At 61.6% G+C, this 18,021-nt stretch carries 17 protein-coding genes and 1 pseudogene; 6 read left to right on the forward strand and 12 right to left on the reverse strand.

What is annotated here, in order from left to right:
- Nucleotides 1–15 precede the first annotated feature (15 nt).
- Together ACYZUM_RS25345 and ACYZUM_RS25350 are read right to left on the reverse strand one after the other, a co-directional pair.
- On the reverse strand, nucleotides 16–597 hold the full coding sequence (locus ACYZUM_RS25345) for a mechanosensitive ion channel family protein (protein WP_003229371.1): 582 nt from the start codon (nucleotides 595–597) through the stop codon (nucleotides 16–18).
- Nucleotides 597–2,507, reverse strand: a complete 1,911-nt coding sequence (locus tag ACYZUM_RS25350) for an ATP-binding cassette domain-containing protein (protein ID WP_108184167.1) — start codon at nucleotides 2,505–2,507, stop codon at nucleotides 597–599. The genes ACYZUM_RS25345 and ACYZUM_RS25350 overlap by 1 nt, the downstream gene beginning before the upstream one ends.
- Before the next feature lie 50 nt (nucleotides 2,508–2,557).
- On the opposite strand from ACYZUM_RS25350, the gene ACYZUM_RS25355 reads away from it, so the two are divergent.
- Nucleotides 2,558–3,022: a TIGR02444 family protein gene (locus ACYZUM_RS25355; RefSeq protein ID WP_108184168.1), complete on the forward strand. Its 465-nt coding sequence runs from the start codon at nucleotides 2,558–2,560 to the stop codon at nucleotides 3,020–3,022.
- Here ACYZUM_RS25355 and ACYZUM_RS25360 read toward each other — a convergent pair.
- Entirely contained in the window at nucleotides 3,019–4,152 is a 1,134-nt protein-coding gene (locus ACYZUM_RS25360; protein WP_198758801.1) for an AlgP family protein, read from the reverse strand. The genes ACYZUM_RS25355 and ACYZUM_RS25360 overlap by 4 nt on opposite strands.
- A gap of 192 nt (nucleotides 4,153–4,344) precedes the next feature.
- Between ACYZUM_RS25360 and ACYZUM_RS25365 the strand changes: the two genes are divergently transcribed.
- Nucleotides 4,345–5,010, forward strand: coding sequence for an FKBP-type peptidyl-prolyl cis-trans isomerase (locus ACYZUM_RS25365; RefSeq protein ID WP_108184170.1), 666 nt, complete (start codon nucleotides 4,345–4,347; stop codon nucleotides 5,008–5,010).
- Nucleotides 5,011–5,089: 79 nt separating this feature from the next.
- Here the strand turns inward: ACYZUM_RS25365 and ACYZUM_RS25370 are convergent, their stop codons facing one another.
- The 8 genes and pseudogenes from ACYZUM_RS25370 to ACYZUM_RS25405 all read right to left on the reverse strand — a co-directional run.
- Nucleotides 5,090–5,548: an Rsd/AlgQ family anti-sigma factor gene (locus tag ACYZUM_RS25370; protein ID WP_041072012.1), complete on the reverse strand. Its 459-nt coding sequence runs from the start codon at nucleotides 5,546–5,548 to the stop codon at nucleotides 5,090–5,092.
- Between the two features lie 186 nt (nucleotides 5,549–5,734).
- Complete coding sequence (locus tag ACYZUM_RS25375; protein ID WP_108184171.1) at nucleotides 5,735–6,286, reverse strand: disulfide bond formation protein B; 552 nt, start codon at nucleotides 6,284–6,286, stop codon at nucleotides 5,735–5,737.
- A gap of 218 nt (nucleotides 6,287–6,504) precedes the next feature.
- A complete protein-coding gene (locus ACYZUM_RS25380; RefSeq protein WP_108184172.1) occupies nucleotides 6,505–7,743 on the reverse strand; it encodes a heme biosynthesis protein HemY in 1,239 nt (412 codons plus the stop codon).
- Entirely contained in the window at nucleotides 7,740–8,882 is a 1,143-nt protein-coding gene (locus ACYZUM_RS25385; protein ID WP_108184173.1) for a uroporphyrinogen-III C-methyltransferase, read from the reverse strand. The genes ACYZUM_RS25380 and ACYZUM_RS25385 overlap by 4 nt, the downstream gene beginning before the upstream one ends.
- Nucleotides 8,883–8,898: 16 nt before the next feature.
- A complete protein-coding gene (locus tag ACYZUM_RS25390) occupies nucleotides 8,899–9,666 on the reverse strand; it encodes a uroporphyrinogen-III synthase (protein ID WP_108184174.1) in 768 nt (255 codons plus the stop codon).
- A complete protein-coding gene (hemC, locus tag ACYZUM_RS25395; RefSeq protein WP_108184175.1) occupies nucleotides 9,663–10,604 on the reverse strand; it encodes a hydroxymethylbilane synthase in 942 nt (313 codons plus the stop codon). The genes ACYZUM_RS25390 and hemC overlap by 4 nt, the downstream gene beginning before the upstream one ends.
- A 137-nt stretch (nucleotides 10,605–10,741) precedes the next feature.
- Nucleotides 10,742–11,488: a LytR/AlgR family response regulator transcription factor gene (locus tag ACYZUM_RS25400; protein ID WP_041072003.1), complete on the reverse strand. Its 747-nt coding sequence runs from the start codon at nucleotides 11,486–11,488 to the stop codon at nucleotides 10,742–10,744.
- Nucleotides 11,485–11,625: pseudogene (locus ACYZUM_RS25405) on the reverse strand (sensor histidine kinase); the annotation flags it as partial. The gene ACYZUM_RS25400 and the pseudogene ACYZUM_RS25405, both read right to left, overlap by 4 nt.
- 335 nt (nucleotides 11,626–11,960) lie before the next feature.
- Here ACYZUM_RS25405 and argH point away from each other — a divergent pair.
- Nucleotides 11,961–13,355, forward strand: coding sequence for an argininosuccinate lyase (gene argH / locus ACYZUM_RS25410; RefSeq protein ID WP_041072002.1), 1,395 nt, complete (start codon nucleotides 11,961–11,963; stop codon nucleotides 13,353–13,355).
- 120 nt (nucleotides 13,356–13,475) lie between these two features.
- Here argH and ACYZUM_RS25415 read toward each other — a convergent pair whose 3' ends face one another.
- Nucleotides 13,476–14,135 (reverse strand): glutathione S-transferase family protein, encoded by a 660-nt coding sequence (locus ACYZUM_RS25415; protein WP_108184176.1) that lies wholly within the window; start codon nucleotides 14,133–14,135, stop codon nucleotides 13,476–13,478.
- A gap of 123 nt (nucleotides 14,136–14,258) precedes the next feature.
- On the opposite strand from ACYZUM_RS25415, the gene ACYZUM_RS25420 reads away from it, so the two are divergent.
- From ACYZUM_RS25420 to ACYZUM_RS25430, 3 genes are all read left to right on the forward strand, one after another.
- A complete protein-coding gene (locus tag ACYZUM_RS25420) occupies nucleotides 14,259–14,543 on the forward strand; it encodes a hypothetical protein (protein WP_007964529.1) in 285 nt (94 codons plus the stop codon).
- 199 nt (nucleotides 14,544–14,742) lie between these two features.
- Nucleotides 14,743–14,988, forward strand: a complete 246-nt coding sequence (locus tag ACYZUM_RS25425; protein ID WP_003229392.1) for a TIGR02647 family protein — start codon at nucleotides 14,743–14,745, stop codon at nucleotides 14,986–14,988.
- A 182-nt stretch (nucleotides 14,989–15,170) separates the two neighbouring features.
- Nucleotides 15,171–18,014, forward strand: a complete 2,844-nt coding sequence (locus ACYZUM_RS25430; protein WP_108184177.1) for a class I adenylate cyclase — start codon at nucleotides 15,171–15,173, stop codon at nucleotides 18,012–18,014.
- Nucleotides 18,015–18,021 lie beyond the last annotated feature (7 nt).

The following is an 18,021-nucleotide window of genomic DNA, read 5'->3' on the forward strand; positions in this document are numbered from 1 at the left end:
ATCTTGTCTGGAAAACTACTTCTCGAATCCGCTGGACGGAAACACATCGCTGCCGCGCCAACGCCGCACCGAGCGCTGGAAGAACAGGCTGTTCGGCACTTGTACCATGGCGCTGCCAGTGCCCAGTTCCTCTGCCTCGATCAACGTGGTGTAAAGCAGATTGATCGCCACCACCCGGCCTTTGACCCCGGGTTTGTCAGTGGTGTCGACCAGCTCCACCACATCGCCGAGGCGGAACGGGCCGACGGTGAAGATCAGGATCGCGCAGAGCAGGTTCGACAGCACACTCCACATCGCGAAGAACGCCACCGCCGCCACCGCGACGAAACCCGACAGCGCCGTCCACAACACCGTGGCCGACACCCCGAGGCGCTCCAGCACAAAGATCAGCGCACTGCCCATGATCAGCCAGCGCAGACCGCCACGCAGCGGCATCAGCAACTGCGGCGGAAACGGGTAGCGCTCACCCAGACGGGTCAGGCCTTTGGCAACGAAGCGCTGGGCCAGATAGCCAGCCAGCAGGATCAGCAGAATCTGCACGCCGAGCCAGATCGGCTCGACCCACACCGCCGGCAATGGCCACTTGAACGCGTCCATCAGGACAGCGCCTCCAGCTCCGCCTGCATGCTTTCCAGCGTCTCGAGCGCCTCCATCCACGCTTCTTCCAGCTCGGCTTCGCGCACTTTCAGCCTGGCCTGCTCGGCCAGCAGATCACGCAACTCGTTCTTGCGCGCCGGCTCGTAGATATCGCTGTCGCCGAGGCTGGCATCCACCTTGGCGAGTTTTTCGTGAAGTTTGCCGAGCTCGGCTTCGAGCTTGTCGGCTTCGCGCTTGTGCGGCGCCAGTTGCTGACGCAATGCAGCGGCGGCCTGGCGCTGGGCCTTCTTGTCGGTTTTGTCCGGGTTAACCGGCGTGTTGCTGACCGGCGCGTTGCGCTGGCGGTATTCCACCAGCCAGCGCGCGTAATCTTCAAGGTCGCCATCGAACTCTTCGACCTTGCCGTCAGCGACCAGGTAGAAGTTGTCAGTGGTGCTCTTGAGCAAGTGCCGATCGTGAGACACCACCAATACCGCGCCGCTGAATTCCTGCAGCGCCATGGTCAGCGCCAGGCGCATTTCCAGGTCGAGGTGGTTGGTCGGTTCGTCGAGCAGCAACAGGTTCGGCCGCTCCCAGGCGATCAACGCCAGGGCCAGACGCGCTTTTTCGCCACCGGAGAAATTCAGTACCGGCTCGTCGATACGCGCGCCACGGAAGTCGAAACCGCCAAGGAAGTCGCGCAGGGTCTGCTCGCGTTCGGTCGGCGCCAGACGCTGCAGGTGCAGCAACGGGCTGGCCTTGGCATCCAGCGAGTCGAGTTGATGCTGGGCGAAGTAGCCGACCACGGTGTTCTCGCCGCGTGTCAGACGCCCGGCCAGCGGTTCGAGCTCGCCGGCGAGGTTCTTGATCAGGGTCGACTTGCCGGCACCGTTCGGCCCGAGCAGACCGATCCGCGCCCCCGGGATCAATTGCAGCTTGACCTTCTCCAGGATGGTTTTTTCGCCGTAACCCAGACGCGCATCGGACAGGTCGATCAGCGGGCTGGAGATCTTGGTCGATTCACGAAAGACGAAGTCGAACGGCGAATCGACGTGGGCCGCCGACAGCTCTTCCATGCGTTCCAGGGCCTTGATCCGGCTCTGCGCCTGACGGGCCTTGGTGGCCTGGGCCTTGAAGCGGGCGATGTAGCTTTCCATGTGCGCACGTTGCGCCTGCTGCTTCTCGTAGGCCTGTTGCTGCTGGGCCAGACGCTCGGCACGGGCACGCTCGAACGCGGTATAGCCGCCCCGGTACAGGGTCAGTTTGCGCTGATCGACATGGGCCACGTGATCGACCACTTCATCGAGGAAGTCGCGGTCGTGGGAAATCAGCAGCAAGGTCCCCGGGTAACTTTTCAGCCACTCTTCGAGCCAGATGATCGCGTCGAGATCCAAGTGGTTGGTCGGTTCGTCGAGCAACAACAAGTCCGACGGACACATCAAGGCCTGCGCCAGGTTCAGACGCATCCGCCAGCCACCGGAGAAATCGCCTACTTGACGATCCATCTGCTCGTTGGTGAAACCCAGACCGGCGAGCAACTTGCGCGCCCGCGCATCGGCGGTATAGCCGTCGGCGCTGTCGAGTTCGGCGTGCAGACGGGCCAGAGCCGTGCCATCGTGGGCCGCTTCGGCGGCGGCGAGGTCACGTTGCACTTCGCGTAGACGCAGGTCGCCATCGAGCACATAGTCGACCGCCAGGCGTTCGAGCGTGTCGACCTCCTGGCGCATGTGCGCGATCCGCCAGTCGGCCGGCAGCAGGCAATCGCCCGAGTCCGGATGCAACTCGCCGCGCAGCAAGGCGAACAGGCTGGATTTGCCGGCGCCGTTGGCACCGATGAGGCCGGCTTTGTGGCCGGCGTGCAGGGTCAGCTCGGCGTCTTCTAGCAGACGTTGCGGGCCACGCTGTAAAGTCAGGTTCTGAAGTCGGATCATAATGGCGGCGGAGTCTACCAGCTTCGCTCACAACTGGCGCGAGTAGCACGATGTCCTCTGACCTGTGGAGCTTTTCCCTTGCCACCTACGCCCGACCAGGCGTGGAACCTGCCTGCCTGCAACTGCAAAGGGCGGGGGCCAATGTCTGCCTGCTGCTGTGCGGTCTGTGGTTGGAACAACGTGGCGTGGCCTGCGACGAACAACGCCTGGAGCAGTTGAAAACGCTGGTGGGGTCTTGGGATGCGGAGGTGGTGCAGCCACTGCGTGCGTTGCGCACTCAATGGAAAACCCTGGCCGAGGAAGATCCGGTACTCAAGGGGCTGCGAGCACAAATGAAGGCGCTGGAGCTGGAAGCCGAACGGCATCTGCTGTGGCAACTGGAACAGGTTGCGCAGGATTGGCCGCGCGATGACGCATCAGCGTCGGGGGAGTGGCTTGAGAGTCTGACGGGATCGGCCGCCAGCCCGAACCGCGACGCGCTGCAAGTGCTGCGCGTCGCGGCAACCGGCACTTAGGAAGCGCTGGTCGGGTTGCTGCTGGCGCTCGACGCAGCGGCTGGCATTGGCGCAGTCGTGGTGGTCGAGGTGGAAGCGGCTGGAGCAGGCGCGGCGGCCGGCGCCGGAGCGGTTGGCTTGGCAGCCGGTGCTGTCGCCGGTTTGGCGGCAGCAGGTTTGGCAGCGGCCGGTTTTTTCGCGGCAGGTTTGGCGGCTGGTTTAGCGGCCGGCTTGGCGGCTACCGGTTTGGCAACAGGCTTGGCTGCAGCGGTCGCAGGTTTTGCTGCTGCAGGTTTGGCAGCGGTTTTAGCGGCAGGCTTGGCCGCTGGTTTGGCAGCAACCTTGGCAGCAGGTTTTGCCGCGACCGGTTTGGCCGCAGTCTTGGCTGCCGGTTTTGCCGCAGCGGTTTTCGCGGCAGGTTTGGCAGCCGGTTTTACCGCGACTTTGGCAGCTGGTTTAGCAGCAGCGGTTTTTACCGGAGCGGCTTTGCGCGCAGCAGGTTTTGCCGCTGGCTTGGCAGCCGGTTTTGTCGCTGCAGGTTTGGCAGCGGCAGTACGAGCAGCCGGTTTCGCAGCGCTCGCCGCAGCCGGTTTTTTCACTGCGGTTTTGGCAGCAGGTTTGGCGGCGGTTTTAGCCGGTGCCTTGGCCGCTGGTTTTGCCGCTGGCTTGGCTGCAGCAGTTTTCGCCGGCGCTTTTGCCGCCGCAGGTTTCGCGGCCGCTTTCTTCGCAGGCACTGCTGCAGGTTTTGCTGCGCGAGAGGTCAGCGCCTTGCCGGCGGCCTCTTGGACACGACCGACACCCTGAGCCAGTTTCAGGCTTTCCTGGGCGTCGCGCTTGAGTTGCAGAATGTAGCCACGAGTGTCGGACTGACGATCCTTCAGCGCATCGAGCAGGTCTTCGAGTTCTTTGACGGCAGCCTTGGCCTTGTTCTGCGCCTTGGCTTTACCGGCAGCGGCTGCGTCCTGCAATTTGGTGCGGGATTTGTGCAGTTTTTCTTGCGCCTTGCCGCGTTGCTTTTCCAGTTTGGCGAGCAGTTTTTCAGCATCAGCCAAGGCTTGGGAGCAAGCGTTTTCCAAATGCTCGAGCAGGCTGCCCGAGAGTTGTTGGAGTAAGTGCAACGGAGTGTTTACAGGCTTCTTGGTGGCCGACATGGTTTACCTCCTGGCTGACGTGAGTGCGGCTCATACTAGACCTCTGCAGTTACCGCCGCTAGGTCATCTTGACAGTAACGAAACCGTTGCGTTGCAACGAAGCGAAAATGTTCTGCACAAAGACAAAAGCAGTTCACCGTTGCAGACGTTCGCGCTGGCATAATCGCCCGCATCTCAGGACGGAGTGTGCCCATGTCGCGCTACCTTGTTTTATCCCTCTGGATGATTTTTTCCGCCGCCCACGCCGACGAAAAAACCACCGCGAACGATGCTCACGATCTGGCCTACAGCCTCGGCGCCAGCCTCGGTGAACGCTTGCGCCAAGAGGTCCCGCAATTGCAGATTCAGGCGTTGGTCGACGGATTGCAGCAGGCCTATCAAGGCAAGCCATTGGCACTGAGCGAAGCACGGATCGAGCAGATCCTCGCCGATCACGAATCGCAAAACGCCGAACACTCCACGCTGCCTTCAAGCGATGCCGCGATGGAAAACGAACAACGTTTTCTCACCGCCGAAAAAGCCAAGCCAGGCGTGAAGGAACTGGCCGACGGCATCCTGTTGACCGAGCTGACCCCGGGCAGCGGTGCCAAGGCCGGCCCGGATGGGAAAGTGCAGGTGCTGTACGTCGGTCGATTGCCGGATGGCACGGTGTTCGACCAGAACACTCAGCCGCAATGGTTCAGCCTCGACAGTGTGATTGCCGGCTGGCGTACCGCACTGCAGAACATGCCGGTAGGTGCCAAGTGGCGATTGGTGATTCCATCGGATCAGGCCTACGGGGCCGATGGTGCGGGTGATCTGATCGCGCCATTTACACCACTGGTGTTTGAAGTCGAGTTGCGCGGCGCAACGAGCTGATTCACGCCGATTCACGGGCATAAAAAAACGCGATGCGCTTTCGGCGCACCGCGTTTTTTTCATGTCTGCGAGAAACCTGTCAGGCCTGAACCGGATCTTCCTGCTTGTGTGCCGTGTGCAGCACTTCAATCAGACAGTCTTCCAACTCGAAGCGCTCGTGCAGCAGGCCACCCAGTTCCTTGAACTTCTCGGCGACACATTTGCCTGCATCGCAAAGGTCGTTGAACGCGAGGAGTTTTTCGGTGATGACGTCGATACGCGGGTAAAGGGTTTCGGCAAGTTCGAGGCCGCGCTTGTCGTTGAAGGCCTTGGCTTCACCGGTCAGCTGTTCGTAGATTTCGAAGTGCCCGGCCGAGACGTAATCGACCAGCACACCGCAGAATTCCAGCAAGGGTTTACGGTTCTCGGACAGAGCCTGTGGCTTGTCGCCCAACTTGTCGTAGGCACCGATCAGATCTTCACGCTCTTGCAACCAGCGGTCGATCAGCAGATGAACTCCACCCCAGCGTTCCTGAGCATTCTGACAACTTTCGAGCATGGCGATCTCTCTTCCCTTGTGGGTCATGCTGCTCTACACCCGCGCCCCTCTTCTGGCTGTTATCACTTGGAGGCGAACCGGGCAGAGCGTCATCGAGCAACATAAATCCAATGACACGTGCGGGCCAGATTATGCCCGCACGCCTGTGGCTTCAAGGTACGCAGGAGATAAAGTTCATACAAGTGTTTAATCCCTGACCAGCGTGCGGTGCGACGCTTCGCCGCTGGGGGAGCGCTGCAGAGCGCTCCAGACCAGCCGCAGCAATTGGTACACAGACAGGATGAACATTGCCACAAAGAACAGCAGGCTCCACTCGGGGATACTCAAATCGAACAGTGTCCAGGAAATTTCTGCGCAATCTCCACCGCCTCTGAGCATCCGCACCGTGGCACACAACCATGGCAGGTTGCTGAACAACGCTTCGGAATCAGGCGCGCAGCGGGTCATCTGCATCAGCGGGTCACTCTGCAGCAACACCTGTCGCCAGGCCGCCGTCGTCCCGCCCAGGCTCAGGCCAAGCGCGGCGCCCCAGTACAGCGACAGGCCGACACGCCGTGGGCCATGGACCGCCGCCACCCCGCAACAGAACGTCAGCAACGCCATGAAGAACCGTTGCGCCAGGCACAGGCTGCAGGGCGTCAGCCCGACCGCATACTCGAGATAATAGGAAGCTCCCAGGGCCATAGCCCCTGCAGTGAAAGCCGTGAATAACAAGGAGCGTGAACAGGCCAACGACATGGCTTTTCCGTAGCAATAGAGACAGGCAGTTACGGTAGAGGAAAGCTTGTCAGCCTTTCAAGGCGGAGCTCTGGCGACAGTTCACCAGAAGTGTAGGGAAAACCCGACAGACGCGAGAGGAATAGGCGTAGTCCCCTGTAGGACTTCGCCCAAGACGCCCGCCGGTGGTAATTATTCGCTCACTGAACGTTCACGAGGGAGCATGCTCCCTCGCGAAATCAGGCGTGAACCGGCACTGGCAACGGCGCAGCCAGCAGGCGCTCGTCCAGCAATCCGAGACCTTCCTGGAACAACTGGTTACTGCGCTCGGTGTCACCCAGTTGCGCAAGCAGACGCGCCAGCTCTGCACAGGCTTCCGGATTGCGCTGCAGCCGCAGACTGCTTTCCAGGTAATCCCGTGCCTTGCCCCACAAGCTGGTTTGCAGACAGAGACGACCGAGGGTCAGCAACAGGCTCGGATCCGCCGGATGCTCTTTGAGCCAGCCTTCGGCGGTCTGCAACTGACGCGCCGGATCACTGCCGCGGACCAGGCCATACAGCCGAGCAAGATGGCTGTCGTACTTGCGCTTGAGGGCGCTGCGCAGGACTTCTTCCGCTTCAACCTGTGCGCCCAGCTGACGCAGTTGCTCGGCGTATGCCAGCACCAGCGCCGGTTCCTGACGCTGCGCGGACGTCAATTGCTCCCAGGCACGGGTGAGTGACTGCAGACCAACCTTGCCGTCCTCGTCACGATGCGCCGCCAGCGACAGGTTGTTACCCCAGGCTCGCCGTTCCAGTTCAGCCAGTTCGGCTGGCGGCAGAGCCTTGTCCTTGCGCAGTTCCGGCAACAGGCGAACCACCGCCGACCAGTCGCCGCGCTGCTGATGCAGACGCTGCAACTGCCGCAAGGTCTGCACGTTATGCGGATGCCGCTCGTGCATCGCTTGCAGGGTCACCAGGGCGCCGTCGGTATCACCGCGATCGGTCTGCAATTGCGCATGACTCAAGGCAATCGCCAGTTCGGCCTGCGGCTGGCGCTCCAGCGCACGCTCAAGCAACTGATCGCACTCCTTGTACTTGCCTTGCTCGTTGGCCGCGCGTGCCGCGCCGAGGTAATACAACAGCGGCTGGCGCTCGGCCTCGGCGGCGCGAGACAGGTGACGTTGCGCGCTGGCCCAGCGACCTTCGGCCAGATCCAGCTGACCGTGTTCGATGGCCACCTGCACTCGCCGGCTGCGATTACGTCGCGACCACGGGTTGACCACACCACTGGAGGCCATGACCAGCTCGACCAGGGCCTTGATGCCCCAGATCAGCAGCCACAACACCGCAATCAGTGCCAGCGTCGCCCACAGACTGGATTCATAACGGAAGCTCTTGTAGGCGATCAGCACGTACCCGGAGTGCTCGGCAATCGCCAGGCCCAGCGCCGCCGTCGCGGCGATCACCAGAAACACGATCACATACAGGCGTTTCATGGCGTGGTCTCCTGCGCGGTGTTGGCGGCAGGTTTGGCGAACGGTTTGACCGATTCTTCAGCGTTGACGTTACGCCGCCCCAGATAAGCCTGCACCGCGCTCAACGTGCCGGTCAGATCCGGCGTCTTGACGGTGACCGGTTGCTGGCTCAGCTCGGCAACCTGTTCGAGCATGGTTTTGCTCTGCGGATTGTCCGGGTTGAAATTGCCCTTGAGCACGTCCCGCGCTTCGGTCAGCGCCTGGGTGTAGACGGGCGCCTGGCCATTGAGCGCCGCCCATTGCGCCTGCTCCAGCGCCAGGCTCAGGGCCAGACGCACCTGGCTCAGGCTTTGCCCGGCCAGCAGTGGCTTCACGTTCTTGTCGGCATTGAAATCGATGCGGATGTAGCGCGACACCTGATCCCACCACTGCGCCCAGCGGCTGGCGCCATCGCCGTCAGCGGTCAGGCCCAGCAGTGACTCGCCACGATCCTTGTACTCCGGGGCCAGTTCGGTCAGTTCGATGACCTGGTCACGCAAGGCACCAATGCGCAGGAACAGGCCGGTGCGATCCGGCTGTTCGGTGCTGCGCAGCGCGACGAGGGTTTTCGCCACTTGCTCGCGGGCGGCGAACGATCCCGGATCGTTCTGCTCACGGAGAATTTCGTCAGCGCCCTGCACCAGCGCCTGAGCGCTGCTGATGTCCTGCAAGGCCGAAAGGCGCAGGCTGGCCAGTCGCAGCAGATGCTCGGCCTCGGCCAGACGCCAGTCCTTGCGGCTGGCACCGAGGACGGTTTCCAGACGCTGGTTGAGGCGCTGCTGATCACCCTGCAGTTGCGTCACCAGACGCTGGCGCTCGGCGAGTTCATCGGCACCGGGCAGTTGCGCGAGGCGCTCGGTCAGGCGCTGTTCGTTGAGTTTGAGGCTCTGCGCCTGATCGTTCAACGCTTGCACCTGGCCAGACTGCTGCGCAGTGTTGGTCTGCAGGTGACGCACCTGCCAGACACCCCAGCCACCAATCGCCACGCCGGCAGCGCCGAGCAACAGGGCGACAATGGCCAGGCCGTTGCCTCGGCGCGGCGCTTGGGCCGGCGGTGGCGTTTCAACCTGGGCATCGATCACAGGCTGGACATCATCTTTAGGCAAGGCTGTTTCGCTCACGTATCCATCCTTTGCATTAGAGAACGGGCACGGGATGCTCCCGTAACGCCGTCAGCAAAGCCGCAGCACTCGCGCCACGGCAATCCACAACTGTTTGGGCCCCGGCGGCACGTGCCAGCTCGGCGACCCTTGGGCTTGGCACAAACAACGGCAACTGCGCAATCGCCGGCCAGGCAGCGCCGGCCAGTTGGCACAGGTGCTCGAAACCCTGTCCACTGCTGACCACCAGCCCGTTCAAGCGTTCCGCTTCGATCCGTCGGGGCAGTTCATCCGGGGCATAGGCTGGCAGGTCACGCCTGTATAACTCCAGATACTCGACACTAGCACCTAGCGCACGCAGGCGCTCGGCGAGCAGCTCGCGACCGCCCTCCCCGCGCAGGATCAGCACCTGCGCGTCGGCCCCGCTGACCGCTTCGCGCAGACGCGGCAATTGCAGCAGGGCTTCGCTGTCATCGCCGTCGGCGGGAAAGTGTACGTCGAGACCGTGATCGCGAAGAATCTGCGCGGTCGCCGCGCCGACGCTGAACCACGGCATCGACAACGACCCAGGCCCATGAGCGTCCAGCAGATCAAGCGCAATCCGCGCCGCCGGTTTGCTGACCACGATGATCGCGCTGCAGCCCGACAGTTGCGCCAGTGCTCGACGTATCTTGTCAGAAACCGGCAGCGGCACGATGTCCAGAAGCGGCAGACAACTGCTGAAAAAACCTTCTGCGGCCAACACCCCGGCCAGCACCGCACAGTCATCCGCAGGACGCGTCAGCAGCAGGCGCCAGGCAGTCACTCGTGACCTGCCTCGCCATACACCGCTTTGAGAATGTCGTCGGCCCCCTGACTGAGCAGGTCTTCAGCGACCTTCACACCCAGTGCTTCGGCATCGGCGCGCGACGCACGGGCCTCGGCGCTGAGCAGCTTGCCGCCGCTCGGCTCGCCCACCAGACCACGCAGCCACAATTGCTCACCTTCAAGCACGGCGTAGCAGGCGATCGGCACTTGGCAGCCGCCATTCAGATGTTTGTTCAGAGCACGTTCAGCGGTCACGCGCGAAGCGGTGTCGGCATGGTGCAGCGGTGCGAGCAAGGCGTGGATTTGCGTATCGGCGCTACGACATTCGATGCCGACCGCGCCCTGGCCACCGGCCGGCAGACTGTCGTCGATACTGATCGCCGAGGTGATGCGGTCTTCGAAACCGAGACGAATCAGGCCGGCTGCCGCGAGAATGATCGCGTCGTACTCGCCGGCATCGAGCTTGGCCAGACGGGTGTTGACGTTGCCGCGCAGGAAGCGGATTTCCAGATCCGGGCGACGGGTCAACAGTTGCGCCTGACGACGCAGGCTGGAGGTGCCGACGATGGCGCCGGCAGGCAGCGCATCCAGGCTTTGATAGGTATTGGAAACGAAAGCATCACGCGGATCTTCACGTTCGCAGATGCAGAACAGTCCCAGGCCTTCGGGGAAGTCCATCGGCACGTCTTTCATCGAATGCACGGCGATGTCGGCTTCGTTTTCCAGCAGCGCGGTTTCCAGTTCCTTGACGAACAGACCCTTGCCGCCGATTTTCGACAGCGGTGAGTCGAGCAGCTTGTCGCCGCGACTGACCATGGGCACCAGCGTCACCAGCAGACCCGGATGGGCCTCCTCAAGACGGGCTTTGACGTATTCGGCCTGCCAGAGGGCCAGCGCACTTTTACGGGTGGCGATGCGGATTTCGCGAGAGGACATGGATCAATCCGTACTGAATAGATACGACGGATAATAACAGCTCAGCCAAATCCACTTTGACTTGAATCAGAAACGGCGTGGCCTCCCTGGCCTGCAATGCCCGGCAGAAGAACGTGCAACCGCGCGCGAAGGCCGGGTCAGAGGCCCTGCATCATCTTGCGCACACCGGCCACATGCCGCCGGCTGACGATCAGCGCATCACCATTGAGGCCTTTGAGGAACAGCTGGAAATGCCCAAGCGGCGTGCGTTGCAGACGCTCGATACGGTCGCGGGCCACCAGCGCGTTACGGTGGATGCGCACGAAACGCTCGCCGAATTCGTCTTCGAGGGCCTTGAGCGGCTCGTCCAGCAACACCTCGCCACTTTCATGGCGCAGGGTCACGTACTTGTGATCAGCAATGAAATAGACCACCTGATCCAGCGGGATCAGTTCGATGCCTTTTCGGGTTCGGGCGCTGATATGACTGCGCGGGCCGTTGCCGCTTTCGGCGGCAGGCCGAGTCAGGGCCGAAAGTTGCGCCCGGTTGGGACGTTCAGCCCGCTTCAGGGCGTCATGCAGATGTTCGGTTCGCACGGGTTTCACCACATAGCCCACGGCGCTGGCCTGCAGGGCTTCCACGGCAAATTCATCGGGGCTGGTGCAAAACACCACGGCCGGCGGCGTTTCACGCTCGCACAGACGGGCAGCCACTTGCAGGCCATCGAGGCCCGGCATGCGGATATCGAGCAGCACGATATCCGGCTTGTGGCTGTCGATCAGCGCCAACGCCTCTTCGCCATTCGTGGCGCTGGGCTCCAGAACTGTATAACCCTCGAGCTCGCTCACCATTCGGCTGAGGCGCTCGCGAGCCAGTGGTTCGTCATCAACGATCAGGACATTCATATTGCGCTGGATTCCTGCGTGAGTCTCGCACAAGGATAGCGTAGACAGGTGAAGTGACGTCCGTCACCGCGATCCACGCTAAGACTAGCCCGAGCGCCAAAAAGTGCCGTACGTCGGCCAGCAATATTTGCCAGTGTCCGGGTCGTACTGCTCAAAGCCCGCTGTTTTCTGCGTTTTTCACGGGGTATGCCAAAGGACAAATCCACCCACCCCCTCTTCTTATAGTCGGCGTCCAGACCTTAGCGCGATCTGCAGTCGCGCCGACCCTTATGTCCAACTGTAGACGCTTGCCGGGCCGATATTGCTCAATCGAAAAATATCCTTGCGCAAATCCCCTGCAGACAGCGCCGACTATGAACGAGCGGATGAGAAAAAAACGTATCGACCAGTGTCAGCGACAGGATTGGCAACCCTGTTATTATCCGCGCCAGCGTTTCACGCCTTCTTTCTCCAAGCCGATACGAGCGAATTCATGAGCACTGACAAGACCAATCAGTCCTGGGGCGGCCGCTTCAGTGAACCCGTCGACGCCTTCGTCGCCCGCTTCACCGCCTCCGTCACTTTCGACCAGCGCCTGTATCGCCACGACATCATGGGCTCGATCGCCCACGCCACCATGCTGGCCAAGGTCGGCGTGCTGACGGATGCCGAGCGCGACAGCATCATCGATGGCCTGCAGACCATCCAGGGCGAAATCGAGGCCGGCCAGTTCGACTGGCGCGTCGACCTCGAAGACGTGCACATGAACATCGAAGCGCGCCTGACTGACCGCATCGGCATCACCGGCAAGAAACTGCACACCGGGCGCAGCCGTAACGACCAGGTCGCCACCGACATCCGCCTGTGGCTGCGTGACGAAATCGACCTGATCCTGGCCGAAATCACTCGCCTGCAAAAAGGCCTGCTGGAGCAGGCCGACCGTGAAGCGGCGAGCATCATGCCCGGCTTCACTCACCTGCAGACCGCACAACCGGTGACCTTCGGCCACCACATGCTGGCCTGGTTCGAAATGCTCAGCCGCGACTACGAGCGTCTGGTCGACTGCCGCAAGCGCACCAACCGCATGCCGCTGGGCAGCGCTGCGCTGGCCGGCACCACCTACCCGATCGACCGCGAATACACCGCGCAACTGCTGGGCTTCGACGCCGTGGGCGGCAACTCGCTGGACAACGTTTCCGATCGCGACTTCGCCATCGAATTCTGCTCCGCCGCGAGCATCGCGATGATGCACCTGTCGCGCTTCTCCGAAGAGCTGGTGCTGTGGACCAGCGCGCAATTTCAGTTCATCGATCTGCCGGACCGCTTCTGCACCGGCAGTTCGATCATGCCGCAAAAGAAAAACCCGGACGTGCCGGAGCTGGTACGCGGCAAGACCGGCCGGGTATTCGGCGCGCTGATGGGCCTGCTGACCCTGATGAAAGGCCAGCCATTGGCCTACAACAAGGACAATCAGGAAGACAAGGAACCGCTGTTCGACGCCGCCGACACCCTGCGCGATTCGCTGCGCGCCTTTGCCGACATGATCCCGGCGATCAAGCCGAAACACGCGATCATGCGTGAAGCGGCCCTGCGCGGTTTCTCCACCGCCACCGACCTGGCGGACTACCTGGTACGCCGTGGCCTGCCGTTCCGTGATTGCCACGAAATCGTCGGCCACGCGGTGAAATACGGCGTGGATACCGGCAAGGATCTGGCCGAGATGAGCCTGGAAGAATTGCGCCAGTTCAGCGACCAGATCGAGCAGGACGTGTTTGCCGTACTGACGCTGGAAGGCTCGGTGAATGCCCGTGACCATATCGGCGGGACAGCGCCTGCGCAGGTCAAGGCAGCGGTGGTTCGCGGTCAGGCGTTGATCGCAAGCCGCTAAAAGCATCGCGGGCAAGCCCGCTCCCACAGGGTTCTTTTTTGGAACACAATTTTGTGTTCGACCCAAAGACCTGTGGGAGCTGGCTTGCCAGCGATTACCTATTTACAAACGCCGCAATACTCACTTCTTGGCAGCGATCATCGCCAAAAACGTCGGCATCGCCGCCTCTTTGTCGGCAGCAATCTTCTGCACATGCGGATTCTGCTCAAGCTGCTCCAGCAGCGCCTTGGCTTTCGGCATCTCCGCCAGCCAATCGATCCCGAACAGCTTCTGCCCGACCGCACAGGCCAGCGGCACGCTGTACAGAAAGTACAGATCCGCAATGCTCAGGCTGTCGCCCGCCACGTACGGCGCGAACTTGCCGTGTCGGCCCAGTGCCGCAAAACCCAGCAACAGCTCGGCTTTGGTTTTCTCCTTGATCGCGTCCGGCACCGTCGCGCCGAAGAACGCCTCGCCATAACAGGCGCGCCCCGGCAGCTCGATGTACAGCTCGATTTCCTTGGCAATCGCCAACACCTGCGCTCGCTCGAATGGATCGCTCGGCAGCAACGGCGTACCTTTCTGGGTCTGCTCAAGGTATTCGAGGATGATCGCGGTTTCGTTAATAAATCCGGCATCGACACCGAGTACCGGTACTTTGCCGCGCGGGCTGATCGCCAGCGACTCCGGGGTCTGCGTCGGGTAGAAGGTGACTTCTTCGAACGCCAGGCCTTTTTCCAGCAGCGCCAGTTTGACCATGTTGTAGTAGTTGCTGACAGCGAATCCATAGAGCTTGAACATCACATAGCCTCCAGGCCGTGCGGGGTGGGCAGGCACTGTTTATAGATCGCCCGTCACGATCCTGCCAGCAGCATCACGCCGCTGAATGCGGGTAAACTGGCGCCTTTCCTTGAGGAGCCTGCCATGAGCGAGCCGACAGACATCGACAACGACGAAGAAGAGTTCACCGAGGCGACGTTGATCGAAGCCATCGAGAACCAGATCGAAAGCGACAACCCGCCAGCCGCCAAGGCGACCTTCAACAAGCTGACCCTGGTGGGTGTCGAGCGCGAAGAGATACTCAACCTGATGGCGCACGTGCTGGCCTATGAGATTGACGCGATGCTCGACGAAGACCGTGCGTTCGATACCGAGTGGTATGAAACCGCACTGCGTGCGCTGCCCGAGTTGCCGCCGGAAAAGCAGTAAGCAAAACACTTCCCCTCGTGGGAGCGAGCCTGCTCGCTCCCACACAATTTGTCACCCATCCATCCAGCCATCTCTCCGACCCCGACTACACTGGAATCCGCCTCAAGACAAAATCCCTGATCTGAGCACTGGACACGCCGCAAAAGCGGGTTCACCTTAGGGACGCTGTCGTCCAATTCCTAGAAAGTCTGGAGTCCTTATGTCGCTTACCCCTGAGTTGGTTGCCGAACTGGAAGTCCTCGCACTCTTCAACCTGGACAGTTCCCAGGAAGGTTTGAAAATTCATCAGACCGCTGCCCCGAAACACATTGCCGCCGCCAAACGCCTCTTCGAAAAAGAACTCACCGACCAGCCCGATGGCGGGTATCTGACCAGCCTGGGTCGCGATGCCGCGCAAAATGTGCAAACCGTGCTGACCATTCTGAGAGAGCAGGAAACCGCCTGATTCCCCCTTCTTTTGCCCACGGGAACTCCTGCCACGGGATTTCCGCGGGCCTGCCCCGCCCTTGCGCTAAAAATCTGGCGTCAAAAAACAAATTCAGCTTAAAAGTCCCGCCGTGCAAAGGCTAAACTGCCTCCCATTCCGAGACCCTCTTCGTCCGAGCCCACGAGCCGGTTTGAGCTGACATGACGCGCACCCATGAAATCCGCCCCGATCTGGACGAAGGCATCGACCGCAAGGTACTCAGCCAGCTGCGCGCGCGTTTTCTCAAGCTCAATGAAGGTCGCCTTGGCCGGGCACTCGAAGGTCTGTCGACCCGCCAGCAAGGCGTGCTGACCCTGCTGCCGCTGTTCTTCCACGTCAATCATCCGCTGCTGCCAGGCTATGTTTCCGGCAGCACGCCAGCCGGGCTGTCCAACTATGAACCGGACGCTACCGCCCTCGCCGAAGCACAACGCCTGACTCGCTCGTTCTCCTACAAACCACGCCACGGCAGCAACCCGCCACGGCCACTTCACGGGCTGTTCCTGATGGGCAGCCTCGGCACCCTGGCCCAGGCCGATCAGAGCGACATGGACGTGTGGGTCTGCCATGCGCCGGATCTGGGCGAAAGCGAGATCGCCGAGCTACGCAAAAAATGCCAGCTGCTCGAAGCCTGGGCCGCGACCCAGGGCGCCGAGGCGCACTTCTTCCTGATCGACCCGGTGCGTTTCGTCACAGGCGAACGCGACAGCCAACTCAGCTCCGAAAATTGCGGCAGCACTCAGCACTATCTGCTGCTGGACGAGTTTTATCGCACCGCGATCTGGCTGGGCGGACGCACGCCGATCTGGTGGCTGGTGCCGGTCTACGAAGAAAGTGCGTACGACCTGTACACCCACACCCTGCTGTCCAAGCGCTTCATTCGCGCCGACGAGACGCTGGATCTCGGACATTTGGCGAGGATTCCGCCGGGCGAGTTCATCGGCGCCGGCCTGTGGCAACTGTTCAAGGGCATTGAGTCGCCCTACAAATCGGTACTCAAGTTGTTGCTGACCGAGGTCTACGCCAGCGAACACCCAAAAGTGCAGTGCCTGAGTCTGCGTTACAAGCAGGCCGTGTTTGCCAATCAACTGGATCTGGATGAGCTGGATCCGTACATGGTCGTGTACCGACGCATCGAAGAGTACCTGACCGCCCGCAACGAGCCGGAGCGGCTGGAGCTGGTACGACGCGCGTTGTACCTCAAGGTCAACCGCAAGCTCACTGGCAGCAGCCGCACCCAGAGCTGGCAGCGCTCGCTGCTGGAACGCCTGGCGCACGAATGGCATTGGGATCAGCGCCAACTGGCCTTGCTCGACAGCCGCAGCCAGTGGAAAGTCCGCCAGGTCAGCGCTGAACGCCGCGCCCTGGTCAATGAGCTGAATTACAGCTACCGCTTCCTGACCCAGTTCGCCCGCAGCGAACAGACCGTCAGCCTGATCAACAAGCGCGATCTCAACGTGCTCGGGCGCCGCCTGTACGCGGCGTTCGAGCGCAAGGCCGACAAGGTCGAATTCATCAATCCCGGCATCGCCCCGGACCTGGCCGAAGACACCCTGACCCTGGTGCAGTCGCCGAACAAGAAAGAACCCGGGCAAACCCAGTGGGGCTTGTACAACGGCAGTCTGAACGCTTTGGAATGGGAGCACTTTGCGCCGATCAAGCGCAGCCGCGAGTTGCTCGAGCTGCTGACCTGGTGCCATCGCAACGGCGTGATCGACAGCAGCACGCGCCTGGCCCTTCATCCCGGCACCAGCGACATGAGCGAGTTCGAGTTGTTCAACTTGCTCGGCAGCCTGCAGCAGTGCATCGCCCTGCCCCTGCCAACCGTTGCAGAAGAGCCGCTGCTGCGCGCCGCGATGCCGAGCGAGGTGCTGATACTGGTCAACGTCGGTGTCGACCCGCTCAAGCATCATCGCGACCTGAATATCCTGATGACCACCGAGCGCACCGATTCGTTGAGTTACGCCGGGGTGCGCGAAAACCTTGTATTGACCCTCGATCAAGTCACGCTCAACAGCTGGAATGAAGTGCTGGTCAACCGCTTCGACGGTCCCCACGCATTGCTCGATTGCCTGCGCGACTACCTCAACAACCTGCCGCGCGGCCCGCAGCAGCCGTCATTGAAAGTGCGCTGCTTCTGCCACAACCGCGCACAGTTCATTGCCCGGCGCGTCGAAGAAGTCATCGACACCGCGCAGACCCTGCTGCTCAGCGAACTCAATCATCGCTACCTGATTCAGGTGCAACAGCACTATCACGTGCTGGAACTGGTGCCGGGCCAGGTCAATCATGTCGCGCTCGCCACCTTGCCGGCGCTGCTGGATTATCTGGGCGAAGAACAGCCGCGCTACAGCCCGCTGCACCTGGATCCGATGGCTCTGGAGGATCATGACCTCGCGCTGATTCTGCCCATGGGTCAGCCGGAGGCGATTCAGGTGTTCTACCGGATTACCGAACAACAGGCCGAGTTGTACGTGCTGGATGAGTTCAACGCGCTGTGGCAACAGCATCTGCCGTACCACGACGAACAGAGCCTGCTGGTGCCGCTGCAACGCTTCCTGCAATCGATTCAGTACCGGCGAGAAGCACTGTTGCCGATGGACGGCAACCCGGCGATCAGCCTCGAAACCTTGTATTACCAGTTATTGCCTTCAGGCCCGGGGCGCGCGCGCCGGGTCGAAGCACGGCCGGCGCCGCAAACCCCGGTGAACAAACCGTTCTACGATGTGCAGGCAATCATTGGCAAAGCCGCACCGGGCGAAGTGCAGGTCACCCTGTATTGCAATCAACGAGAATTCAGCGAGCTCGAACATGGCGACCAGCTGTTTCGCGTGGTCGCCCGGGAGATCGTCGAACAGCGCCGCGAGACCGAGCGCTATCGCTGCTACATCACCGACCTGGACCTCTCGGGCCTGCTTGGTGACGGGCAGAGTTCAAGCAATCTGTATTTGCGCTACAAGGCCGACCTGGAGCGCGCCCTGAACGAGGCGCTCGAACAGATCTGAGGCGGGG

This window comes from Pseudomonas sp. m6p (genome assembly GCF_055760375.1).